The following is a 23,040-nucleotide window of genomic DNA, read 5'->3' as shown; positions in this document are numbered from 1 at the left end:
AAGAAGGTGCAATCATGCATGAGTTAGGATTGGTCACTCATATTGTCCGGACGGTTGAGGAGATATCCAGGGAGGAAGCGTTTAAAAAGGTGTCCTCTGTCACGCTGGAGCTTGGGGAAGTCAGCGGGGTGATTCCTGATTATCTCATGGACTGCTGGAAGTATTTTCGGGTAAAATCTCAGCTTTTAGAGGAAGCAGAGCTAAGGATTCTTGAAATTCCGGCAGTGACGGTATGTGAGGACTGCAAGGGAACGTATTCCACGTTGGAGTTTAAAAAGGTGTGTCCCCACTGTGGAAGTGTAGCTACTTATCTGGTAACGGGAAATGAGTTCATTATTAAAGAAATAGAAGCGTGTTCTTAAGGAGGATTAAGTATGTTTGTTTTTACAGAAGGTGTTCCTGCCATATTGGTTTTACTGGTGTGGGTTGGTGTGTTTCTTTCTTTATTTGCAGCCAATGAAGTAAGCCGCCGATTTAAATGGGTGGGGTTTGGTTGTTTTGTTGTACTGCCGGTTATTTTAACGGTTCTCTGGCTGACTGTGTTACGGGATACCTCCTATATGGATTGGTTTCATCTGGCTAAGGTTTATTCTTCTACGGCTGGCTGTATTGGTTTTTGGTGCATTCGTCATATTAAGAAGCTGCGCCATAATAAAATCGCCCTTTGTTTTCCACCGCTCATACTGGCGATTAATATTATGGAAGCCTGTATCAGGGATTTTGAAGTCTCCCAGTATGTTACGCCGGTGATGGAATATATGAACAATCAGGTTCAGTATTACATTGGCGGACCGTGGAATGTGATGAATGGAATTGCTGGTCTTTTAAATATCGTTACCATTACGGGCTGGTTTGGTATCTGCATCCGGAAAATCACCTGTAAGGATAAAAGCCAGGATATGCTTTGGCCGGATATGTTATGGTTCTGGATCATAGCTTATGATTTGTGGAATTTTGCTTATACCTATAACTGTCTGCCTACTCATGCATGGTATTGCGGATTTGCACTTTTACTAGCACCCACAATTTGTGCATTTACCTTAGGTAAGGGAGCCTGGCTTCAGCATCGTGCTCAGACTCTGGCACTTTGGTGTATGTTTGCACAGACCTTTCCGGCATTTCAGGATGCCAGTCAGTTTTTAGTACATTCTGGTTCCAGTAAGAACATTGCAGAGGCGGCTATTAGAGAAGGGCTGCTGGCATCCGATGGGTATACGGTTTTAGCTGGCTCTGGCATCTATCAGGTGACTGGGGCAGCACCGAATACTAGCTATATGTTTGTAATGAGCTTGTTGGCGCTTCTGGCTAATATAGGAGTGTTTGGTTATATGATTTACAGAATTGTTAAAACAAAGAAAAATCCATATACAGGGGAACTTTATGGGGATCTTGGGAAGTATAAAGAGGTTAAGGTTCTCGCTGAATCATAAGGGTTTGTTTACGTCTGGGAGCGGTTTTATGGCTCTCAGACGTTTTTTTGTGTAATAGAAACATACATTAAGATGGAATATAATTTCATAAATTTAGGGCTTTGTGAAAGTTTGTGAGAGAATCTATCATGACATACGATAGGAGAGGTACATTTGTGATTGGTAAAACTTTAATCCTTGATTGTTGTTGGAACTTTTGGTATATTATTCTGAGACATTTGAACTATATTTATGTAAAGTGTACAGGTGTTAGTTTGGGAACTTGAGGTGCGGCAGAATGAAGATTATGGGGAAATCACCTGGTTACAAAAAGAGCAGATTTTTCAGAAACATGTTTTTTTCTTATTGCATTATTATACTGCTTAGCTTTTTCGTGTATTCAGCAGTCATTTCCTATGAATCTATGAAGGTGAAAAAGGAACAGACGGCTGCTTATTATAATGCAAAAATTCAGACCTTTGCCAATGCCATGGATCAGCAGATTTTTAGTGCGCAGAGAATTGTATCTGATTTAAATACCTCATCATTGATTAATAAGCTTTACGTTACGGTACAGATGGGTCAGCCCATTGATTCCTATCTCCTTTATCAGGTGTTGAGTGATATCCGGCTGCAAAAGACAGCGGGTGATAATTTTAATATTTATGATGTTGCTCTTATGTTAAATCAATATGATAAGATTTATACGGGCAATGAAGTGATTCGTCTTCCTGAGAAGCTGAATTTATCCAATGTTGAGGTTACTCCTCTTAGCTTACAGGACTTAAATTCAATGCTGGGAATGAAGAATGACCAGTTGATTTTTTATAAGAAATATTTTATTTACACCAGTAAATATAAATATGGATCCGGTTCCACCAGAGGAATTATCTGTGTTCTGTTTGAAGACAAGAAAATCACCGATTTGTTGGATTCCTTAACAGGGGATGATACTGGCCTTGTCATGTATTATAATGGGACACCTGTGTTAGAAAAGGGAAGCTTAAAGGGGAGTGTATTTCGTCAGGCTTCTAGAGCAGATCGTAATATCTCCTATGAAATTTATGCTTCATCGGATAAGATCTCCTTTGGCATCCGGGATATCTCCTTTTATGCTTTGCTTTTTGGGTTTATTATCTTTGCTTTTTATGCGTTTCTGGCCTACTCCTTTGCTTACCGGTATGCATCTCCCTTTGAGCGTATTCGTCAGGTCATGGGGAAAGGGAAACGTGAGGAGAAGAATGAAGGGGAACGGATTGTTGAGGATGTAGAACATCTGTTAGGGGAACGAAATGATTACATGGAACAGGTTCATACCATTTCTCCCTATGCCAGTCAGGGGATCTTATATAGTTTGATATCCGGGGATTTTGATAAGGAAGGAATGAACCAGGGAGGGTTAAAGAATTTCTTTGAGTTTAAGAAGATGTTCTTTTTGGCAGCTGTTATTGATATCTGGGATCAGAATCATAATAAGGAGCTGGTGAAGGAAGCTAAACAGCGGATTAAAAGTCTGGCTGCAGAGGAAGTTGACAGTGATTATAAAATCTTATGCTATGAAAAGGATCGAAGGCATCTGTTCTTAATCCTTAACAGCGATAAGGGTGAGCTTTTAGAGGATAAGCTGTATGATATTTTTGAACGGATCAGAAAAGAAGTGCCGGATACGGTGGTGCTGACCGTGGGAGCGGATGATGTAAGGGAAGAATTTGAGGAACTGAATGCTTCCTGTGACCGGGCGATTATGACTTTGGACCGGATTTTATGGGAGGACAGAGGAAGCGTTTATTTCTACGATGCAGAGCTTGAGTTTTCCTTAACTTATTATTTCCCTAAAAATCCGGTGAAATCACTGATTAAAGCGGTGAAGGAAAAGGACCGGGGAGAGATTTTAGCTTTCTTTCAGGAAATTCAGGAAAAGAATGAACAGGAAAGCGACCATTCTGTGACGGCCAACCAGCTTCTTTTAAGTGAACTTTATGTTACAGTAGGAAAGGTGCTTCAGATATCCAGGGAATATTACGGAATCCCATTTCGGAAGATGGAAAAGTGTCCGGATTATATGACCATTGAGGAAGTGATTTCGTATTATAAAGGGATTATTTATGGGATGCTTTCAGAGGCGGAGGAAAAGAAAGATTCTCAGGAGGAGCTTCCAGGGCTTGATGGGGAGCTGATTGAGTACATTAACCAAAATGACAGAAATCCAGATCTTTCTCTGGCACAGATTGCAGATCATTTTTCGGTCAGCTGCAAGTATGTAACGTCTCTGGTAAAAAAGAGGTTCGGGGTAACTTATTTAAAATATGTTCAGGAGCGCCGGGTGGAGTATGCGGTGCATCTTCTTAAGACAACGGATTTATCATTAGAGAGAATCGCAGAGGAATGCGGGTATACCAACATGTTAACATTCCGAAGAAACTTTAAGGCGATAATGGAACAGAACCCAAGTGATTACCGAATGGGGCAGGATGGACTAGAATTGTAGGGGGATGAATCAAAAAAAGACGGTATTTTACCAGTCTTTTTTTGATTCATTCATTTTTTTTAGTCAAAAACGTCGTGATTAAAGTGAAACTATACAAATTATAGTGCAATGTGTACAATTTCCTTATCAATATTGTTAAGGGAAGGGGAACGAAAAAATGAATACGAAGAAGAGCAAGTCACTGGTTTCGTATATAAAAAGAGATAAGTACCTGCTTTTAATGTTTGCACCTGTTTTGGTTTATTTCCTGGTATTTTCTTATTTACCTATGACAGGTCTGGTAATGGCATTTAAACAATACAAGCCGGGGGGAGGTATGGCTGGTATTTTTTCAGGGGAGTTTGTAGGGCTGAAATGGTTCATTCAGTTTTTTAATTCGCCTTATGCGTTTCGTCTGGTAAGGAATACGTTTTTGTTATCCTTTTATTCTCTGATCTTTGGGTTTCCGATTCCGATTTTGTTTGCGGTCTGCATCACTCAAATCAGAAATAAAACCTTGCAGAGAGGTGCTCAGGTCATTACCTATCTTCCATACTTTATCTCTACCGTGGTTGTGTGCGGTATGATCACTAACTTTTTATCTCCATCCAGTGGAATTGTAAATCAGCTGATCGTAAAAGCTGGAGGCAGTGCCATTAACTTTATGGGGGAAGCAAGATGGTTTAGGGGCATCTACGTAATATCTGGTTCCTGGCAGACCTTTGGATTTAACTCTATTATCTTTGTGGCAGCCATTATGGGAATCGGTCCTGAGTTATATGAAGCGATGAAGGTGGATGGGGCAACGAAGGTTCAGACCATTCGTTATCTGGTTCTTCCAAGCATTAAGCCAACCATCGTACTGCTTCTTATTATGTCACTTGGAAACTTACTCAATGTAGGCTTTGAAAAGGTTTACCTGCTTTATAATTCCGGACTTTATGAGACAGCGGATGTTATTTCTACTTATGTGTACCGTCAGGGTATTGATAATCAAAATTACAGCTATGCAACTGCGGTTGGTCTGTTTAATTCTCTCATTGGATTTGCAATTGTATTCCTGGCAAACCGTTTGAGTAAGAAAATGACGGATACATCTATTTGGTAAGGAGAAGAGATATGGAACAAAAAAGTGCATGGGTGGAATTTAAAAATGAATGTCTTGCGGATAAGCTTTTTGATATCCTTGTCTTTTTACTGATTGTTTTGGCTGTCGGTGTGACATTTTATCCCTTTATGTATGTAGTCAGTATTTCCTTAAGCTCAGGAGCGGCGGTAAATAAAGGGCTGGTTATGCTGTTTCCCGTAGATTTTAATTTGAGTACTTACAAAATGGTTATGAATTATAAGGACCTTTGGGTTTCTTATGGAAATACCTTTTACTATACCTTTGTGGGAACCTTTTTAAACATTGTGTTTACCTGTTTGGCGGCATATCCGCTGTCAAGAAAGCGGTTCTTCCTTCGGAAAAAGATGAATTTTCTTTTGGCATTTACCATGTATTTTTCCGGCGGACTGATCCCAACCTATGTGGTAGTTACCGGCCTTGGACTTTACAACAGCCGTCTTGCTATGATACTTCCGGTTCTTGTCAGCGCTTACAATGTTATGATCTGCCGGTCGGCCTTTGAATCCATTTCAGAGGAGCTGTTTGAAAGTGCGTATCTGGAAGGAGCCAATGATATTCAGGTGCTTTACAAAATCGCAGTTCCCTTAATTAAGCCTACCTTGGCAGTGTTAACTCTTTATTATGCGGTTGCGCGCTACAATGACTTTTTCAGCGCACTCCTTTACATTGGAAAGCAGAATTTACAGCCGCTTCAGTTATTTTTAAGAAGAATCCTCTTAATGGCATCTTCTGAAATCATGCAGTCTTCTGGAAGTGCTACGGCCGCCAGTGCTGCGGCCCAGTCAACCATTCAGATCCGGTATGTGTGCATTGTTTTATCCATGGTTCCAATCCTATGCCTCACACCGTTTATACAGAAGTACTTAGTCAAAGGAACCATGCTTGGTGCAGTTAAGGGTTAATCTAACCTTGATGAAATAATATATAATGGAGGGTAATTACATGAAAAAAGGATTACGTAGTACAGCGCTCGCATTAACAGCCGTTCTGGCTGTAACGGGTCTGTCCGCCTGCGGAGGCAAGGGGGATCCAAAGGAAGCAACAACAGCAAAAAGTGCGGAGGCAGATTTTTCTTATACCGGTGCCGCACCTGTCACAAAAACACCTGGTGCTAAGGTGAGCATTCTGGCACAGAATTCCTGGTATTCTACTGTGGATTATGCAAATGCGGACATTGTTAAAAAAATTCAGGAAAACGCTGGAGTAACCATTGACTGGACCTTAGTATCTCCAGTTAATTATAAGGATAGCGTAAGCCCGATGCTTGCATCTGGTACAGATCTTCCAAACATTGTCCAGCTTCCAGATCTTGATAACAATATGACCTACATCACTGCCGGGCTTTTTTATCCTCTTGATGAGTACTTGGATTATATGCCAAACTATAAAAAGTATCTGGATGAGAATCCTGGAATCAAAGCCAGTCTGACTGCGGAGGATGGACATATCTACTACTTGCCTCAGACAGCTGTTACAAACAATTATCAGCCTTGTATCATGATTAATATGGAATGGCTCAATAAGCTTAATCTTCCCGTTCCAACTACTCTTGATGAGTTTGTAGAAGTACTTCGGGCATTTAAAGCCAATGATATGAATGGAGATGGGGATGTCAATGATGAAATTCCTCTTAGCGTGACCGCAGACAGACTTTCTTCTATGTTTGGTCCTGCTTTTGGTCTTCCTGCTATGTTTGGTCCTTCTGTTGGTCTTGATCCGGTCAGCAGCTACTATGCCGATGACGACGGAAAGGTACATTATGCACCGGCAGAGCCAGAAAAATATAAAAAGTATGTTACATTCTTAAACCAATTATACAAGGAAGGTCTTTTAGAGGTAGAATATACTTCCTTAACCAGAGATCAGATCACACAGCGCTGCGCTCAGAACCGTACAGGTGCAACCTTTGATTTCAGCTGGCAGATGTCTCAGCTTTACAGCAAGCAGTATCCGGAGTATAATGGAGAAACTGGAGTTATGGTAGGAATTCCTCCGTTATCAGGTGATGAAAAAGGAGTTTATCTTGGCAGAACACCGATTTCCGGTATCTTCGGCGTGAGCACCAGCGATAAGGACCCGATTCTTGCCATGAGATTTCTTGATTATGCTATGAGTGAAGAAGCTCAGAATTATTATGTATGGGGTATTGAAGGAGAGAGCTATACAGTTGGTGCTGATGGCAAAAAGGCTTATACCGAAAAGGCAGCTGATAATAACTGGCTGCAGCAGCTTGGAATTAATGCAGGCTGTCTGCCATCTCAGCAGTCAGTAGAAGCAACCGATGTACTCTTACCAAAATGGCATGTAGATATTGATAAAGAGTTACAGAGCTATATAAGAGATCCATGGCCATTTATTTATTCAACCAAGGATGAGCAGAATATCATTGCTCAGTATCAGACCGATCTTACAACTTATGTGGCTGAAACCAATGTGGCGTTCATCACTGGAACCACCAGCCTTGATACCTTTGATTCCTATCTTTCTACTCTTGACAGTATGGGTATCAAGGATTTATTAAAGGTAAAACAGCAGCAGTACGACCGCTTTAAAGCAACTAAGTAATGAAATAATAACAATATGGGCTGTTGTAAAATCTAATTTTGCAGCAGCCTTTTTCTATATGGCGAAGGGAGTTTGGGATAATGGAAGAAAGAACGATACCAATCAAAATGTTTTATACCTGCGAAGAGCGGATGAAAAAGAGGTTTAAGAAGCAGGGGAGAAAAGATAAGTTTTGCGCCAGGTCCATAGAGGAATTTGACCAGTGGAAGGAATCTGTGAGAAATATTTTAAGGGATCTGACCGGAATTAGCCGTATGGAGTCCTGTCCCTTAAATCCGCAGTGTTTGGAGCGGGTGGAGATTGAGGATGGAATCATACGGGAAAAGATTTTAATTCAGGTGGAGCCGGAGGTCTATATGCCGGTCTTTGTGCTGATTCCTCCAAAAAAGAGTGAGGAAAAGCAAAGCTGTTTTCTTGCCCCCTGTGGTCATTTGGGAGCCGGTAAGTACTCTGTGGCAGGTGTGAGGGAGATACCTGCTGTGGCAGATAAAATAGAGCTGTTTCACTATGATTATGGTCTTAAGATGGCTAAGCTTGGGTATGTGGCTCTTTGTCCTGACGCCAGGGGATTTGGAGAGCGGAGAGAAAAGGCTCTTCAGGGAGAGGATGAGGATTCCTTTATCAATTCCACCTGCTTTCATCTGGCTCATATGGCAGAGCCTCTGGGGCTTACGCTATGCGGTCTGAATACCTGGGATCTCATAAGGCTTCTTGATTATGTGGAGGAAAGGGGCGAATGGGATGCTGATACCATCGGATGCGTGGGATTTTCCGGTGGGGGAATGCAGGCGTTATGGTTATCGGCTCTTGATGACAGGGTAAAGAAAATCATAATCAGCGGATATTTTTATGGATATGAAGATTCGTTGTTAAAATTAAATGGGAATTGCAGCTGTAATTATGTTCCTGGTTTATGGGAACATGTAGATATGGGGGATATTGGTGCGCTGCTGGCTCCCAGGCCTTTGATGATCCAGTCGGGAAGAGAGGATCATCTAAATGGGGAACGTGGAATGGAAAATGTAATGGAGCAGCTATTGGTGGTGAAAGAAGCCTATGGTCTCTTTGGATTGGAGGACAGGATATTCCATGATGTGTGGGATGGGGGGCACTGTTTTCATCAGGAGCATATTGAGGAATTTTTAATGAGATAACAGGCATATTTGCCAATACTTCATTCTTGTGATGGGAAAAGTTCTATGATATAATAATCATAATTCGTTTTCCTGTTATAAATATGCAAGGGAAACGGATGGGACAACAGCAGTAAGGAGGTGTCTTTATGCCAGGGTTTAACGATATTATTGGACATGACACAATTAAGGAGCATCTTAAGAAAGCCATTGAGTCCGATCATGTTTCCCATGCGTATATTCTGACAGGTGAGACCGGAATGGGTAGAAAATCTCTTGCCAATGCCTTTGCCATGACTCTTCTTTGTGAAAAGGGGAAAAGCGAGCCATGCATGGAATGCCATGCGTGCAAGCAGGTGATGAGCAGCAATCACCCGGATCTGATTTTTGTGGGCCATGAAAAGCCGGGAAGCATCGGTGTAGATGACATCAGAGAACAGATTAATGATACCATTATGATACGTCCTTACAGCAGCTATTATAAAATATACATTGTGGATGAAGCAGAAAAAATGACGGTACAAGCACAGAATGCTCTGCTAAAGACCATTGAAGAGCCGCCGGCTTATGCCATTATCATGCTTCTTACCACCAATCAGGAGGCATTTCTTCCTACCATTTTATCCAGATGCGTGCAGCTTAAGCTAAAGCCGTTAAAGGATTCTGTGGTGAAGTCCTACCTCATGGGATCTTTGGGGATAAAGGAAAGCAGAGCTGATATTTACGCTGCCTTTGCAAGAGGTAATTTAGGACGGGCCATTCATCTGGCTTCTTCCGAAGAGTTTCAGCTTTTGTATTCAGAGCTTCTTCATATGCTGAAGCATTTGAAGGAGATGGATATTATGGAACTGCTTTTTTATATCAAAAAGATGAAGGATGAAAATCTGGATATTTATGACTGTCTTGATTTTATGCAGTTATGGTATCGGGATGTTTTAATGTATAAAGTGACACAGGATATTAATCTTCTGATTTTCAGGGAAGAATTTAATACAATGAAGGAGATGAGTGCAGCCAGCGCTTATGACGGCATTGAGAGGATTTTAAAGGCCATCGATAAGGCAAGAATCCGTCTTGAAGCAAATGTGAACATGGAACTGGCCATGGAACTCATGCTGCTTGTTATGAAGGAGAATTAAACAATGGTAAAGGTAATAGGCGTTCGGTTTCGGAATGCGGGGAAGATATATTATTTTGATCCCATGAGTCTGGAAGTTAAGACAGGAGATCATGTGATCGTGGAAACAGCCAGAGGCGTTGAGTATGGTTTCGTTGTCTTAGGTTGCAGAGAAGTGGAAGAGGAAAAGGTGGTTCAGCCATTAAAGCCAGTCATCCGTATGGCCACCAAGGCAGACGATGAGGTGGAGAAGAAAAACCACGAGAAAGAAAAAGAAGCATTTAAGATCTGTAAGGAAAAGATCCGCAAGCATGGTCTTCAGATGAAGCTGATTGATGCGGAATACACCTTTGACAATAATAAGGTATTGTTCTATTTTACTGCCGATGGAAGAATCGATTTCAGGGAGCTTGTAAAGGATCTGGCTTCTGTATTTAAGACGAGAATCGAGCTTCGCCAGGTGGGTGTCAGGGACGAGACAAAGATCGTAGGGGGAATTGGTATCTGTGGAAGAACCTTATGCTGTCATTCTTACCTTTCTGAATTTATTCCGGTATCCATTAAGATGGCAAAGGAACAGAATCTTTCTCTGAATCCAACGAAGATTTCCGGTGTCTGCGGAAGACTGATGTGCTGTTTGAAGAACGAAGAGGAAACCTATGAAGAGCTTAACAGCAAGCTTCCTAATGTAGGTGATTTCGTAACTACGGATGATAATTTAAAGGGAGAGGTTCACTCCGTCAGCGTTTTAAGGCAGCTTGTTAAGGTCATTGTCACCATCAAGGATGAAAAAGAAATCCGGGAATATAAGGTGGAGCAGTTAAAGTTTAAGCCAAGACGCAGAAGAGAGAAGAACCAGGTTACGGATGCAGAGCTAAAGGCACTTGAGGCTCTGGAAAAGAAAGAAGGAAAGTCCAAGCTCGATGATAATTGATTTAAAAGACAACGAACGGATTGATGACCTGCAGCGCAATGGTTATCAGATTATACAGAAACAAAATGGGTTCTGTTTTGGAATGGATGCCGTACTTTTATCTGGCTTTGCAATTGTAAAGCCGGGAGAGCGTGCGGTGGATTTGGGAACAGGGACAGGAATTATTCCCATTCTTCTGGAAGCCAAGTATGATGGGATTCATTATACTGGCCTAGAGATCCAGGAGGAAGTGGCTGATATGGCCAGACGGAGTGTCGCTTTAAACCATTTGGAAGATAAACTTAGCATTGTAACAGGAGATATTAAGGAAGCCAGCCGTTTATTTGGTGCGGCTTCCTTTGACGTAGTGACGTCAAATCCTCCATATATGAATGATGCTCATGGCCTTAAGAACCCGGACCTTCCAAAGGCGATTGCCCGTCATGAGGTGCTCTGTACCTTAGATGATGTGACAAGAGAAGCCTCCAGATTGTTAAAGCCAGGGGGAAGGTTTTATATGGTACACCGGCCTCACCGGTTAATTGAAATTATAACGTCATTAAAGAATTATGGAATGGAGCCAAAACGGATGAAGATGGTTCACCCGTTTGTTGACCGGGAAGCCAACATGGTCTTAATCGAGGCTGTCCGGGGCGGTAAGTCCATGATTAAGGTTGAGGCGCCTATTATCGTATACAAGGAGCAGGGCGTGTATACGGATGAGATTTATACCATCTACGGGTATTGATAAAACGTAGGTGGAAGAAAGAAACCGGGAGTGAGAGACATGGAAGGAAATAAGGGAAAGTTATATTTGTGTGCAACCCCTATTGGGAATCTTGATGATATCACCCTGAGGGTTTTAAATACATTAAAGGAAGTGGATTTAATTGCTGCGGAGGATACCAGACACAGCATTAAGCTGTTGAACCATTTTGATATTAAGACGCCGATGACCAGCTATCATGAGTACAATAAGGTGGAAAAGGCCAGGTACTTAGTAGAAAAGATGGGAGAAGGGGTATCCATAGCCTTAATTACGGATGCAGGTACTCCTGGAATCTCAGATCCGGGAGAAGAGCTGGTAAAGCAGTGTTATGAGGCAGGAATTGAGGTCACCTCTCTTCCAGGACCTGCGGCCTGTATTACAGCATTAACTCTTTCCGGACTTGGGACAAGAAGATTCTGTTTTGAAGCATTTCTCCCAACGGATAAGAAGGAAAAGCAGTGGATTCTTTCAGAGCTTCAGAATGAAACAAGAACCATAATTATTTATGAGGCACCTCATCGGCTGGTTAAAACTTTAAGTGAGCTTTTGGAGACACTTGGTAATCGAAGAATTACCATATGCAGAGAGCTGACTAAGCGATATGAGACGGCTTTTCGGACAACCTTTGTGGAGGCTTTAGAAACGTATGAGACAGAGGACCCCAAGGGAGAGTGTGTCATTGTAATAGAAGGGAAAAGCTTTCAGGAGATAAAAGAAGCCGAGATAAAGTCCTTTGAAGAGATGTCTTTGGAAGAGCATATGGCTCTTTATGAAGACAAGGGAATCGACCGCAAGGAGGCCATGCGCATGGTGGCAAAGGACCGTGGAATCAGCAAACGGGAAGTTTATCAGTACTTGATAAAAAATGAATTATAAAAATTCTCTTGACAATTTACCTAACTTTTTATAAAATTATTTTGAAATTCAAAATATTTGATATATAAAACAATCCAACGAGGCATGCGGCCGTATGATGGTGATTTCGCCAGAAAGACCGGTGCATGAATGGGGGAATATATGACTACTAAAATAATTGGAACCGGCTCTGCGGTACCGGAACAGGTAGTGACCAATGACGATCTCTCAAAGATCGTGGATACCAATGATGAATGGATCCGTACCAGGACGGGAATCCGGGAAAGAAGGATTGCGTCGGAAGAATCGGGAACCTCCCATCTGGCGACTCTTGCAGCGGCAGAAGCCTTAAAGCAGGCAGGCGTAGCAGCGGAGGATTTAGACATCATTATTCTTGCTACCTCTACTGCGGATCACTGTTTTCCAAGCGGGGCATGTGAAGTCCAGGCGGCCATTGGGGCACATAGGGCAGTGGCATTTGATATCAGTGCGGCCTGTTCCGGATTTGTATTCGCTTTGAATACGGTTCACAGCTTTTTTAAAGCGGGAATTTATCAGACAGGGCTGATCATTGGAGCTGATACCTTAAGTAAGATTATTGACTGGAAGGACAGAAGTACCTGTGTTCTTTTTGGTGACGGAGCTGGAGCTGCGGTTGTAAAGGCAGAAGAGAACGGAAGCTTTTACATGACACTTGGATCTGACGGAAGAAAATCAAGCGCTTTGGAGTGCCGGTCACGTACCACTGGAAACTTTCTTACGAAAACAGAGCCAGAGCTTGGATATATGACCATGGACGGACAGGAAGTTTTTAAGTTTGCTGTAAAGACGGTACCAGAATCAATCCATACCGTGCTGTCAGAGAGCAATACACCTATAGATGAAATTAAATACTTTATACTGCATCAGGCAAACTACCGGATTTTTGAATCCATCGCGAAAAGGTTAAAGGTGCCCATGGAGAAGTTTCCTACCAATTTGGAACGGTTCGGAAACACCTCAGCGGCTACGGTACCTATTTTACTGGATGAGATGAACCGGGAGGGAAAGATAGAGCGGGGAGATAAGATTATACTCGCTGGCTTTGGCGCAGGACTTACCTGGGGAGCCACTCTTTTAGAGTGGTAATGATTTTGACTAATACTTTGAATGTCAAAGTAATAGTATATAATATTTGAATAAAGAGGAGATTAATAATATGTTAGAGAAAATGCAGGAAATCATTGCGGAGCAGTTAAATGTTGAAACATCAGTAATTAAGGCGGAATCTTCTTTTAAAGAGGATCTTGGAGCAGATTCACTTGATTTATTTGAGCTTGTTATGGCGCTGGAAGATGAGTATTCCGTTGAGATTCCTTCTGAGGACTTAGAGAAGCTTACAACGGTACAGCAGGTTATGGACTATTTAAAAGCAAAGGGCGTGGAAGCGTAATGAAAACCAGAATTACCGAACTTTTGGGAGTGGAATACCCGATAATCCAGGGCGGAATGGCCTGGGTAGCGGAACATCATCTTGCAGCAGCAGTTTCTGAGGCCGGCGGCCTTGGGCTGATCGGCGGAGCCAATGCCCCGGGTGAGGTGGTGCGTGAGGAGATTCGTAAGGCAAAAGAGCTGACAAAGAAACCTCTTGGAGTCAATGTTATGCTTTTAAGCCCTCATGCGGATGATGTAGCAAAGGTTATAGTGGAGGAAGGAATCCGTGTGGTTACTACGGGTGCCGGAAATCCGGAGAAGTATTTTGAGATGTGGAAGGCAGCAGGAATTAAGGTGATTCCGGTAGTCGCTTCTGTGGCTCTTGCAAAGCGTATGGAACGTTATGGCGCTGACGCTATTGTGGCTGAGGGGAATGAATCCGGCGGTCATATTGGAGAGCAGACCACGATGACTCTGGTTCCTCAGGTGGCAGATGCCGTATCCATACCGGTCATTGCAGCCGGTGGTATTGGTGATGGCAGAGGAATTGCTGCGGCATTTATGCTTGGAGCAGAAGGTGTTCAGGTTGGAACCCGGTTTGTGGTTTCCAAGGAATCCATCGTACATGATAATTACAAGCAGAGAATTATTAAGGCAAAGGACATTGATTCATCCGTAACGGGCCGTTCCCATGGCCATCCGGTAAGAAGCTTAAGAAACCAGATGACCAGAGAATATGCGAAGCTGGAACAGGAAGGCAAGTCTTTTGAAGAGCTTGAGTACTTAACTCTTGGTACCCTTAGAAAAGCGGTTCAGGAGGGTGACGTTATAAATGGTACGGTTATGGCCGGCCAGATCGCAGGGCTGATCGACAAAGAGCAGACCTGTAAGGAAATGATTGAAGAGATGATGGAACAGGCAAGTAAGCTGCTTGGCCGTTAATAAGGAGTATAAATTATGAGCAAGATTGCATTTATTTTCCCGGGCCAGGGCGCCCAGTACTGTGGCATGGGCCAGGATTTTTATGAAAAGACAGCAATTGGTAAGGAAGTATTCGATAAAGCCTCAGAGCTTTTAGGATTTTCCGTACCAGAGCTGTGTTTTGAAAAAAATGACCGGCTGGATATTACCGAATATACCCAGGCGGCTATGGTTACCACCAGCATTGCCATGATGCGGGTACTGGAAGCAGAAAAGGGCATTAAGCCTTCTGTGGCCGCCGGCTTAAGCCTGGGAGAATATTGTGCACTTGCGGCCTCCGGCGTCATGAGTGACGAGGATGCCATTAAGACGGTCAGACAGAGAGGAATTCTCATGCAGGAAGCAGTGCCTCAGGGGCTGGGAGCCATGGCTGCCATACTCTCCATGGAGGCATCTGAGATTGAAGAAGTATTAAGCGATATGGAAGGAGTCCAGATCGCAAATTATAACTGCCCCGGGCAGATTGTAATCTCCGGTAAGAAAGAAATGGTTGAAAAAGCCAATGAAAAGCTTTTAAGTGCTGGTGCAAAGCGTGCCATCCTGTTAAATGTAAGCGGCCCATTTCATTCTGATATGTTAAGAGGTGCCGGAGAAAAGCTGGGAGAGGTACTGGATGAGGTTGACATTAACGAACCTGTGATTCCTTATGTGTCCAATGTAACCGCTCAGTATGTAACAGAGAAAGAAGCAGTGAAGGATTTACTGAAAAAGCAGGTGTCCTCTTCTGTCCGCTGGCAGCAAAGCGTGGAAGCCATGCTGGCAGACGGTGTGGATACATTTATTGAAATCGGACCAGGTAAGACACTGGCAGGATTTATAAAAAAGATCAAAAGAGATGTAACAGTCTTAAATATAGAAAAGCTGGAAGATTTAGAGAAGTTATCCGATTTATAAAAAGGGAGGTAAAAAGATGTTAGACGGTAAGATCGCAGTAGTAACCGGAGCCAGCAGAGGAATTGGCCGCGCAATTGCCAGTAAGCTTGCAATGCAGGGAGCAACGGTTGTTGTAAATTACAATGGTTCTGAGGAAAAAGCTCAGGAAGTGGTAAGAGAAATCGAAGCAAAGGGCGGTAAGGCAGAGGCCATTCAGTGCAATGTATCTGATTACGAAAGTGCCGGTACATTTTTTGCCTCAGTGATTAAGAAGTATGGAAAACTTGATATTCTTGTAAACAATGCAGGGATTACAAGAGATAATCTTCTTATGAAGATGTCTGAGGATGAGTTTGATTCCGTTATTCATACCAACTTAAAAGGCGTTTTTAACTGTATGAAGCACGTTTCCCGCCAGATGATCAAGCAAAAGGGCGGAAGAATCATCAATATTTCTTCTGTTTCCGGTGTTCTTGGCAATGCAGGTCAGGCAAATTACTGTGCAGCTAAGGCTGGAGTCATTGGTATCACAAAATCCTTTGCAAGAGAAGCAGCAAGCAGAGGTATTACGGTGAATGCAGTGGCACCTGGATTTATTACGACGGATATGACAGAGGTTCTCTCTGACGCTGTTAAGAACGCTTCCATGGAACAGATTCCTATGAAGCAGTTTGGTTCCGCAGATGATATTGCCCACGCAGTTGCATTTTTAGCATCAGAGGAGGCCGGATATATCACAGGCCAGGTGCTTTGTGTAGACGGCGGCATGGCAATGTAGCAGAAGAGTACGATGGTACCTTATAAGACTGGCTTAGTAGAAGAAATGCCCTTGCATGATAAAGGAAAGGTGAATTGGTATGAAGAGAAGAGTTGTTGTGACTGGCATGGGAGCGATTACTCCCATTGGTAATGATGTAGATAGCTTCTGGAACGGACTTAAGGAAAAGAAGCTTGGCTTTGGTGAAATCACTCAGTTTGATACGACAGAATATAAAGCAAAGCTGGCAGCAGAAGTAAAGGATTTCGATGCCAAAGATTACATGGATGTGAAAGCAGCCAAGAGAATGGAGCGGTTCGCACAGTTTGCAGTAGCTGCAACAAAGGAAGCGCTTTCCATGTCTGGCATTGATATGGAAAAGGAAGATCCTTATCGCGTGGGCGTAAGCGTAGGTTCCGGAATCGGAAGCCTTCAGGCCTTAGAGCGGGAACATAAAAAGCTTCTGGAAAAAGGACCTGGAAGGGTGAATCCCCTTTTGGTTCCTATGATGATATCCAATATGGCGGCAGGTAATGTGGGCATTCAGTTCGGATTAAAAGGAAAGTGCATCAATGTAGTGACCGCCTGCGCAACTGGAACCCATTCCATCGGGGAAGCGTTCCGGTCCATCCAGTATGGGGAAGCGGATGTTATGGTAGCAGGCGGCGCTGAGGCCAGTATTTCACCAATCGGTGTGGCTGGTTTTACGGCTCTTACTGCACTGACTACTTCGGATGATCCTCTCCGCGCCTCCATCCCATTTGATAAGGATAGAAGCGGTTTTGTCATGGGCGAGGGCGCAGGTGTTGTGATTTTGGAAGAACTTGAGCATGCCATAAGTCGTGGAGCTGTTATTTACGGCGAAGTAGCCGGATACGGTTCTACCTGTGATGCATACCATATCACTTCCCCGGCAGAAGATGGTAGCGGTGCGGCAAGAGCCATGACCGAGGCCATTAAGGATGCTGGTATCACACCAAAAGACATCGATTACGTCAACGCCCATGGCACCAGCACCCATCATAACGACTTGTTTGAGACCCTGGCGATCAAAGGAGCCCTTGGAGATCATGCAAAGGACGTTAAGATCAGCTCAACAAAATCCATGATAGGCCATCTTTTAGGAGCGGCAGGCGGTGTAGAATTCATTGCCTGTGTAAAATCCATAGAAGACGGATTCATCCATGCCACAGCCGGACTGGTAGAAGAAGGCGAAGGCTGCGACTTAAATTATACAAAGGGTGATGGAGTTTCCTGTGATGTGAATTATGCCATCAGCAATTCCCTTGGATTTGGCGGACATAATGCCAGCATTCTTGTAAAAAAGTATAAGGCTTAGGAGGCAGTCAATGGAGATTAATGATATCATAAGGCTGATGCAGGCGGTAAAAGAGAATGACCTGACCAGCTTTCGATTAGAGGAGGGCGATGTAAAGCTCTCCATAAAAAAGGAAAAAGAGATTCTTACCGTATCCACAGCCCCTGTTTATCAGACACTGTCTGAGGCAGGTATGTGTCAGCAATCGGATAAGGGGAATGAGTCTGCTGGCGTGATGACAAAAGGAACCAATGACGTGGAACTCTGTACTGGCAATGTAGTAGCATCTCCTCTTGTGGGTACGTTTTACAATGCTTCCTCTCCGGAGGCAGAGCCATTTGTAAAGGCAGGAGATCAGGTAAAGAAGGGACAGATCCTTGGAATCATCGAGGCAATGAAACTGATGAACGAGATCGAATGCGAATACGACGGTGTTGTGGAAACGGTACTGGTTTCAAATGAAGATGTGGTAGAGTACGGTCAGCCTCTGTTCCGTATCCGGTAAATTGATGTGAATTATAAGAGAGGCCCTAAGCAGCGGCCTCTCTTTTCAAACATAAGGAGAGAAAATATGTTAGGAATCAAGGAAATTCAGGAGATCATACCTCACAGACATCCGTTTTTACTGGTAGACGTCATCGAGGAACTTGTGCCAGGAGAAAGAGCAACCGGATATAAATGTGTTACCTATAATGAGCCATTTTTTCAGGGACATTTTCCGGAAATGCCTGTTATGCCTGGAGTTTTGATTCTTGAGGCATTGGCACAGGTTGGATCTGTCGCCATGTTAAGTCTGGAAGAGAATAAAGGAAAAGTTGGATTTTTCGGTGGCATTGACAAAGCGAAATTTAAACGCAAGGTTTTGCCAGGAGATAAACTGAAACTGGAATGTGAAATTATAAAGCGCAAGGGCCCTGTTGGCATCGGAAGAGCCGTTGCAACTGTGGATGGAAAAGTAGCAGCCAGTGCAGAAATGACATTTATGATTGGGTAGGTGGATGTTATGTTTGATAAGATTCTAATCGCAAACCGTGGAGAAATCGCGGTTCGTATTATAAGGGCCTGCCGGGAAATGGGCATTAAAACGGTAGCCGTGTACTCGGAAGCAGACCGGGACAGTCTTCATACTCTCTTAGCAGATGAGGCCATCTGTATTGGTCCAGCCCCTTCTACCCAGAGTTATTTAAACATGGAACGCATCCTTACGGCTACCGTGGCCATGAAGGCAGATGCGATTCACCCAGGCTTTGGATTTCTTTCTGAAAATGAACGATTTGCAGAGCTTTGTGAAAAATGTAACATTACCTTTATCGGTCCTTCCCATCACATCATCAATAAAATGGGCAACAAATCAGAAGCCAGAAAGACCATGATGGAAGCGGGTGTCCCGGTTGTTCCCGGCGGCAAAGAGGCGGTCCACCACGTAGGGGAAGCAAAAGAGATGGCAGAGAAAATTGGTTTTCCTGTCATGATTAAGGCATCCTCAGGCGGCGGCGGTAAGGGAATGAGAATTTCCAGAGGACTGGAAGACTTTGAAGCTAACTTTAACAATGCCCAGATGGAGTCTGTGAAGGGATTTTCTGACGACACCATGTACATCGAAAAATACATTGAGAAGCCACGTCATATTGAATTTCAGATTATGGCGGATAAGTTTGGCAATGTGGTTCATATGGGAGAGCGTGACTGCTCCATTCAGAGGCGTCATCAGAAGGTACTGGAAGAATCACCTTCTGCCGCAATCTCAGAGGAGTTAAGAAAGCAGATGGGAGACGTGGCGGTCCGTGCAGCTAAGGCAGTTGGCTATGAAAATGCCGGAACCATCGAATTCCTTCTGGATAAACATAAAAATTTTTACTTCATGGAGATGAACACCAGAATTCAGGTAGAACACCCGGTCACCGAGATGGTGACTGGTTTAGATCTTATTAAGGAGCAGATCCGGATCGCAGCTGGAGAGCCTTTAAGCGTGAAGCAGGAAGATATCACCATATCCGGCCATGCCATCGAATGCAGAATCAATGCAGAGAATCCTTCAAAGCATTTTATGCCATGTCCTGGCCTGATTAAAAACATTCACGTTCCAGGCGGTAATGGTGTGAGAATTGACACTCATATTTATAACGAATATAAGGTTCCGGCCAATTATGACTCCATGCTGATGAAGCTGATTGTTCATGGTAAGGACCGGAGGGAAGCCATCTCAAAGATGAGAAGTGCCCTTGGGGAGCTGATCATCGAGGGTATCGAGACCAATGTGGATTTTCAGTTCGATATCTTAAGTCATGAGGCTTACCGTGACGGAGATGTAGATACGGACTTCATCCCGAAATATTTTCCGGATTATGTCCGGTAAGCAAATAAAGGAGTGTATCTTATGTTAAGAAACATGTTTAAGAAGACCTATACACTGATCGACAGCAAGTATAAGACTCCGGAAAAGTCAGAGGAACCTAACATCCCGGAAGGGCTATGGAAAAAGTGCAACAAGTGCGGCCAGCCCATTTATTCTGAGGATGTAAAAAATAATCATTATGTCTGTACCAAGTGCACCGGCTATTTCCGGCTGCATGCCTTTCAGAGAATTGAGATGATGGCAGATACTAATACCTTCACCGAGTGGGATAAGGAAATGGAATTTGCCAATCCCCTTGATTTCCCTGGCTATGACAAAAAGGTGGCAGCAGCAAAGGAAAAAACTGGCCTTTCTGAAGCCATTGTCACTGGTATCTGTGAAATTGGCGGTCAAAGAGCGGTTCTTGGTGTAATGGATGCCCGTTTTATCATGAGCAGTATGGGCCATGTGGTTGGAGAAAAGATTGCCAGAGCTGTGGAGCAGGCTACGCTATTAAAGCTTCCAGTGGTACTTTTTGCCTGTTCCGGCGGAGCCAGAATGCAGGAGGGAATCGTATCCCTGATGCAGATGGCTAAAACCTCAGCAGCCTTAAAGCGCCACCACGAGGCAGGTCAGCTTTACATCAGTGTGCTGACTGATCCAACCACAGGAGGCGTAACCGCAAGCTTTGCCATGCTTGGAGATGTGATTTTAGCGGAGCCAGGGGCCTTAATCGGCTTTGCTGGTCCCAGGGTTATTGAACAGACCATTGGACAGAAGCTGCCGGAAGGCTTCCAGCGTTCAGAATTTCTTCTTGAGCATGGATTTATTGATAAAATCGTTCCAAGAAATGAGATGAAGGAAACCATTGCCCGAATCTTAAAACTCCACAAACCTTACGCTGTAAAGGAGTTTTTTGTGGATAAACAGATTTCTTCGGAAGTGGATAGTGGAAAAAAGAAGGCCCTTCGCCCCAAAAAGAGCAAACGAAGTGCCTGGGATACGGTCCTGTTATCCAGACGGGCGGATCGTCCGGTGGCATCGGATTATATCAGAGAAGTTTTTGATGATTTCATGGAGTTTGCAGGGGACCGTTATTTTAAAGATGATGGTGCCATTGTAGGCGGAATTGCATCCTTTCATGGTATGCCGGTTACGGTCATTGGCCAGGAAAAAGGAAAGAATACAAAGGATAACATCAAACGAAACTTTGGAATGCCTTCTCCCGAAGGCTATCGAAAGGCCCTTCGCCTCATGAAGCAGGCGGAAACCTTTGGAAGACCTATTATCTGTCTTGTGGATACTCCTGGTGCATTCTGCGGCCTGGAGGCAGAGGAAAGAGGACAGGGAGAGGCCATCGCCAGAAACTTATTTGAGATGGCATCTTTAACCGTTCCCGTTCTCTCCATTGTAATCGGAGAAGGCGGCAGCGGCGGTGCTCTTGCCATGGCAGTTGGCAATGAGGTCTGGATGATGGAAAATGCCATCTATTCCATACTCTCGCCGGAAGGCTTTGCCTCTATCCTTTATAAGGACAGCAAAAAGGCAAATGACGCGGCAAGGGTCATGAAGATTACGGCAAAGGATCTCCTGGAACTAGGCTTAATTGAACGGGTCATTCCAGAGGAAGAGCCGGTGAGCGGAGAAAATATTTCCGCAGCAGCAATGGAAATGGATAAGGCGATGGAGGAATTTTTCCTCACATACCTGTTAAAAAGTAAAGAAGAGCTTGCAAATCAGAGATATGAAAGATTTAGGAGAATGTAATGGGAACATTAAAACCTTTGGTAATAGGAGATCTTGTGGCAAAGAATCCGGTAATCCAGGGAGGGATGGGCGTTGGAATCAGCCTTTCATCCTTAGCTGGAGCAGTGGCAAAGGCCGGAGGAATCGGAATTATTTCAACGGCACAGATCGGCTTTCGGGAACCTGACTTTAAAAAGAATCCCCTGGAAGCAAATTTGAGGGCGATTGGAACAGAAATGAATAAGGCTAGAGAAATCGCACCAGATGGAATCATCGGTTTTAACATCATGGTTGCGACAATGAATTATGCCAGTTATGTAAAAAAGGCGGTAAAGGCCGGAGCAGACCTTATTATATCCGGTGCTGGACTTCCGGTCAGTCTTCCTGAGATTGTTGCAGAGGCAGCGGAAGAGGCAGGGATCAAGCTTAAGACTAAAATTGCACCTATCGTTTCGACTGTAAAATCAGCCATGGTCATCTGTAAGATGTGGGACCGTAAATACCATCAGGCACCGGACCTGGTCGTCATAGAAGGACCTTTGGCCGGCGGTCATCTGGGATTTTCCAACGATGATTTAACAAGGCTTGGAGTGGATACTGAGGATGTGGAGCATACCTATAAACGGGAAGAGTATGAAGAAGAAATTAAAGGAATCATTCGTCTGGTAAAGGAATACGGGGAGAAATACAATAAGGTAATCCCTGTAGTAACTGCAGGCGGAATCTATACTCATGAGGATGTGATGCATCAGATTGATTTGGGCGCAGACGGGGTTCAGGTGGCAACCAGATTTGTTACCACTCATGAATGTGATGCCCCTATGGAATATAAGCAGGCGTATATCAATGCGAAGAAAGAGGATATCGTTATTACAAAGAGTCCGGTTGGTATGCCGGGAAGAGCTATTGTAAATCCATTTTTAAGCGATGTGGGAAAGGTTCCATTCCGTTTGGAGCATTGCTACCAGTGTCTGGAGAAATGCGACAGAACCACCATTCCTTACTGTATTACAAAGGCCCTTGTGGACTCAGCAGAAGGCAGGACAGAGGATGGACTTCTTTTCTGTGGAAGCAATGCTTATCGGGCGGAGAAGCTTGAGAGTGTTGATCAGGTCATGAAGGAACTGGTTGGAGAAATTTGATTGTAATTTCATAAGCTGATAGGAAGGAAAGAGAGGCAGTCATAAGCCTCTCTTTTTTTGTGTATGTGAAATTATTATCAATAAAACAAGAAAAATGTCGAAAATATAAAAAGTTTTA

At 43.6% G+C, this 23,040-nt stretch carries 22 protein-coding genes; all 22 read left to right on the top strand.

Annotated features, from left to right (window positions below):
* The first annotated feature begins 14 nt into the window (after positions 1 to 14).
* The 22 genes from OW255_RS20665 to OW255_RS20560 all read left to right on the top strand — a co-directional run bounded on the left by OW255_RS20665 (position 15) and on the right by OW255_RS20560 (position 22,922).
* Entirely contained in the window at positions 15 to 362 is a 348-nt protein-coding gene (locus OW255_RS20665) for a hydrogenase maturation nickel metallochaperone HypA (protein WP_024837915.1), read from the top strand.
* A 12-nt stretch (positions 363 to 374) separates the two neighbouring features.
* Positions 375 to 1,430, top strand: coding sequence for a DUF5692 family protein (locus OW255_RS20660; RefSeq protein WP_268115200.1), 1,056 nt, complete (start codon positions 375 to 377; stop codon positions 1,428 to 1,430).
* Positions 1,431 to 1,707: 277 nt separating this feature from the next.
* Positions 1,708 to 3,897, top strand: coding sequence for a helix-turn-helix domain-containing protein (locus OW255_RS20655; RefSeq protein WP_268115199.1), 2,190 nt, complete (start codon positions 1,708 to 1,710; stop codon positions 3,895 to 3,897).
* A gap of 157 nt (positions 3,898 to 4,054) precedes the next feature.
* A complete protein-coding gene (locus OW255_RS20650) occupies positions 4,055 to 4,984 on the top strand; it encodes an ABC transporter permease (protein ID WP_024837918.1) in 930 nt (309 codons plus the stop codon).
* Between the two features lie 11 nt (positions 4,985 to 4,995).
* Complete coding sequence (locus tag OW255_RS20645; protein ID WP_051464650.1) at positions 4,996 to 5,907, top strand: carbohydrate ABC transporter permease; 912 nt, start codon at positions 4,996 to 4,998, stop codon at positions 5,905 to 5,907.
* Positions 5,908 to 5,947: 40 nt separating this feature from the next.
* Positions 5,948 to 7,570 carry an extracellular solute-binding protein gene (locus OW255_RS20640; protein ID WP_268115198.1) on the top strand — a complete coding sequence of 541 codons (1,623 nt, stop codon included), beginning with the start codon at positions 5,948 to 5,950 and terminating at the stop codon, positions 7,568 to 7,570.
* A gap of 80 nt (positions 7,571 to 7,650) precedes the next feature.
* Entirely contained in the window at positions 7,651 to 8,724 is a 1,074-nt protein-coding gene (locus tag OW255_RS20635; RefSeq protein ID WP_268115197.1) for an alpha/beta hydrolase family protein, read from the top strand.
* A 128-nt stretch (positions 8,725 to 8,852) separates the two neighbouring features.
* On the top strand, positions 8,853 to 9,842 hold the full coding sequence (holB, locus tag OW255_RS20630) for a DNA polymerase III subunit delta' (RefSeq protein WP_268115196.1): 990 nt from the start codon (positions 8,853 to 8,855) through the stop codon (positions 9,840 to 9,842).
* A gap of 3 nt (positions 9,843 to 9,845) precedes the next feature.
* Positions 9,846 to 10,754: a PSP1 domain-containing protein gene (locus OW255_RS20625; RefSeq protein WP_024837923.1), complete on the top strand. Its 909-nt coding sequence runs from the start codon at positions 9,846 to 9,848 to the stop codon at positions 10,752 to 10,754.
* Positions 10,744 to 11,481 carry a tRNA1(Val) (adenine(37)-N6)-methyltransferase gene (locus OW255_RS20620; RefSeq protein ID WP_268115195.1) on the top strand — a complete coding sequence of 246 codons (738 nt, stop codon included), beginning with the start codon at positions 10,744 to 10,746 and terminating at the stop codon, positions 11,479 to 11,481. The genes OW255_RS20625 and OW255_RS20620 overlap by 11 nt, the downstream gene beginning before the upstream one ends.
* 39 nt (positions 11,482 to 11,520) lie before the next feature.
* Positions 11,521 to 12,378 (top strand): 16S rRNA (cytidine(1402)-2'-O)-methyltransferase, encoded by an 858-nt coding sequence (rsmI, locus tag OW255_RS20615; RefSeq protein ID WP_268115194.1) that lies wholly within the window; start codon positions 11,521 to 11,523, stop codon positions 12,376 to 12,378.
* Positions 12,379 to 12,519: 141 nt separating this feature from the next.
* Entirely contained in the window at positions 12,520 to 13,485 is a 966-nt protein-coding gene (locus OW255_RS20610; protein WP_268115193.1) for a beta-ketoacyl-ACP synthase III, read from the top strand.
* Between the two features lie 70 nt (positions 13,486 to 13,555).
* On the top strand, positions 13,556 to 13,789 hold the full coding sequence (gene acpP, locus OW255_RS20605) for an acyl carrier protein (RefSeq protein ID WP_024837927.1): 234 nt from the start codon (positions 13,556 to 13,558) through the stop codon (positions 13,787 to 13,789).
* A complete protein-coding gene (gene fabK, locus OW255_RS20600; protein WP_024837928.1) occupies positions 13,789 to 14,712 on the top strand; it encodes an enoyl-[acyl-carrier-protein] reductase FabK in 924 nt (307 codons plus the stop codon). Before acpP ends, fabK begins: the two co-directional genes overlap by 1 nt.
* A 15-nt stretch (positions 14,713 to 14,727) precedes the next feature.
* A complete protein-coding gene (fabD, locus tag OW255_RS20595; protein WP_268115192.1) occupies positions 14,728 to 15,645 on the top strand; it encodes an ACP S-malonyltransferase in 918 nt (305 codons plus the stop codon).
* A 16-nt stretch (positions 15,646 to 15,661) separates the two neighbouring features.
* Positions 15,662 to 16,402, top strand: a complete 741-nt coding sequence (gene fabG / locus OW255_RS20590; RefSeq protein WP_024837930.1) for a 3-oxoacyl-[acyl-carrier-protein] reductase — start codon at positions 15,662 to 15,664, stop codon at positions 16,400 to 16,402.
* Positions 16,403 to 16,481: 79 nt separating this feature from the next.
* On the top strand, positions 16,482 to 17,720 hold the full coding sequence (gene fabF / locus OW255_RS20585; RefSeq protein ID WP_268115191.1) for a beta-ketoacyl-ACP synthase II: 1,239 nt from the start codon (positions 16,482 to 16,484) through the stop codon (positions 17,718 to 17,720).
* 10 nt (positions 17,721 to 17,730) lie between these two features.
* On the top strand, positions 17,731 to 18,204 hold the full coding sequence (gene accB / locus OW255_RS20580) for an acetyl-CoA carboxylase biotin carboxyl carrier protein (protein ID WP_268115190.1): 474 nt from the start codon (positions 17,731 to 17,733) through the stop codon (positions 18,202 to 18,204).
* A 66-nt stretch (positions 18,205 to 18,270) separates the two neighbouring features.
* Entirely contained in the window at positions 18,271 to 18,693 is a 423-nt protein-coding gene (gene fabZ, locus OW255_RS20575) for a 3-hydroxyacyl-ACP dehydratase FabZ (protein ID WP_024837933.1), read from the top strand.
* Between the two features lie 9 nt (positions 18,694 to 18,702).
* A complete protein-coding gene (locus OW255_RS20570) occupies positions 18,703 to 20,055 on the top strand; it encodes an acetyl-CoA carboxylase biotin carboxylase subunit (protein ID WP_268115189.1) in 1,353 nt (450 codons plus the stop codon).
* Between the two features lie 21 nt (positions 20,056 to 20,076).
* The gene (locus OW255_RS20565) at positions 20,077 to 21,801 is read left to right on the top strand and encodes an acetyl-CoA carboxylase carboxyltransferase subunit alpha (protein ID WP_268115188.1); all 1,725 of its coding nucleotides are present in this window, start codon (positions 20,077 to 20,079) and stop codon (positions 21,799 to 21,801) included.
* Entirely contained in the window at positions 21,801 to 22,922 is a 1,122-nt protein-coding gene (locus OW255_RS20560; RefSeq protein ID WP_268115187.1) for an NAD(P)H-dependent flavin oxidoreductase, read from the top strand. The genes OW255_RS20565 and OW255_RS20560 overlap by 1 nt, the downstream gene beginning before the upstream one ends.
* Positions 22,923 to 23,040: the final 118 nt, after the last annotated feature.

Origin of the sequence: Lacrimispora xylanolytica (genome assembly GCF_026723765.1) — a bacterium.
In the GTDB taxonomy this organism is placed as follows: domain Bacteria; phylum Bacillota; class Clostridia; order Lachnospirales; family Lachnospiraceae; genus Lacrimispora; species Lacrimispora xylanolytica.
This window is presented reverse-complemented; position numbering and strand designations above follow the sequence as displayed.

Excerpts from the sequence above, each read along its gene's own strand:
- OW255_RS20650 (WP_024837918.1), top strand. The coding sequence starts at position 4,055 with ATGAATACGAAGAAGAGCAAGTCACTGGTTTCGTATATAAAAAGAGAT.
- fabF (WP_268115191.1), top strand. The coding sequence starts at position 16,482 with ATGAAGAGAAGAGTTGTTGTGACTGGCATGGGAGCGATTACTCCCATT.
- OW255_RS20570 (WP_268115189.1), top strand. The coding sequence starts at position 18,703 with ATGTTTGATAAGATTCTAATCGCAAACCGTGGAGAAATCGCGGTTCGT.
- OW255_RS20655 (WP_268115199.1), top strand. The coding sequence starts at position 1,708 with ATGAAGATTATGGGGAAATCACCTGGTTACAAAAAGAGCAGATTTTTC.
- fabZ (WP_024837933.1), top strand. The coding sequence starts at position 18,271 with ATGTTAGGAATCAAGGAAATTCAGGAGATCATACCTCACAGACATCCG.
- OW255_RS20625 (WP_024837923.1), top strand. The coding sequence starts at position 9,846 with ATGGTAAAGGTAATAGGCGTTCGGTTTCGGAATGCGGGGAAGATATAT.
- holB (WP_268115196.1), top strand. The coding sequence starts at position 8,853 with ATGCCAGGGTTTAACGATATTATTGGACATGACACAATTAAGGAGCAT.
- fabD (WP_268115192.1), top strand. The coding sequence starts at position 14,728 with ATGAGCAAGATTGCATTTATTTTCCCGGGCCAGGGCGCCCAGTACTGT.
- OW255_RS20665 (WP_024837915.1), top strand. The coding sequence starts at position 15 with ATGCATGAGTTAGGATTGGTCACTCATATTGTCCGGACGGTTGAGGAG.
- fabG (WP_024837930.1), top strand. The coding sequence starts at position 15,662 with ATGTTAGACGGTAAGATCGCAGTAGTAACCGGAGCCAGCAGAGGAATT.
- OW255_RS20620 (WP_268115195.1), top strand. The coding sequence starts at position 10,744 with ATGATAATTGATTTAAAAGACAACGAACGGATTGATGACCTGCAGCGC.
- accB (WP_268115190.1), top strand. The coding sequence starts at position 17,731 with ATGGAGATTAATGATATCATAAGGCTGATGCAGGCGGTAAAAGAGAAT.
- OW255_RS20635 (WP_268115197.1), top strand. The coding sequence starts at position 7,651 with ATGGAAGAAAGAACGATACCAATCAAAATGTTTTATACCTGCGAAGAG.
- rsmI (WP_268115194.1), top strand. The coding sequence starts at position 11,521 with ATGGAAGGAAATAAGGGAAAGTTATATTTGTGTGCAACCCCTATTGGG.
- OW255_RS20640 (WP_268115198.1), top strand. The coding sequence starts at position 5,948 with ATGAAAAAAGGATTACGTAGTACAGCGCTCGCATTAACAGCCGTTCTG.
- acpP (WP_024837927.1), top strand. The coding sequence starts at position 13,556 with ATGTTAGAGAAAATGCAGGAAATCATTGCGGAGCAGTTAAATGTTGAA.
- fabK (WP_024837928.1), top strand. The coding sequence starts at position 13,789 with ATGAAAACCAGAATTACCGAACTTTTGGGAGTGGAATACCCGATAATC.
- OW255_RS20610 (WP_268115193.1), top strand. The coding sequence starts at position 12,520 with ATGACTACTAAAATAATTGGAACCGGCTCTGCGGTACCGGAACAGGTA.
- OW255_RS20660 (WP_268115200.1), top strand. The coding sequence starts at position 375 with ATGTTTGTTTTTACAGAAGGTGTTCCTGCCATATTGGTTTTACTGGTG.
- OW255_RS20645 (WP_051464650.1), top strand. The coding sequence starts at position 4,996 with ATGGAACAAAAAAGTGCATGGGTGGAATTTAAAAATGAATGTCTTGCG.
- OW255_RS20560 (WP_268115187.1), top strand. The coding sequence starts at position 21,801 with ATGGGAACATTAAAACCTTTGGTAATAGGAGATCTTGTGGCAAAGAAT.
- OW255_RS20565 (WP_268115188.1), top strand. The coding sequence starts at position 20,077 with ATGTTAAGAAACATGTTTAAGAAGACCTATACACTGATCGACAGCAAG.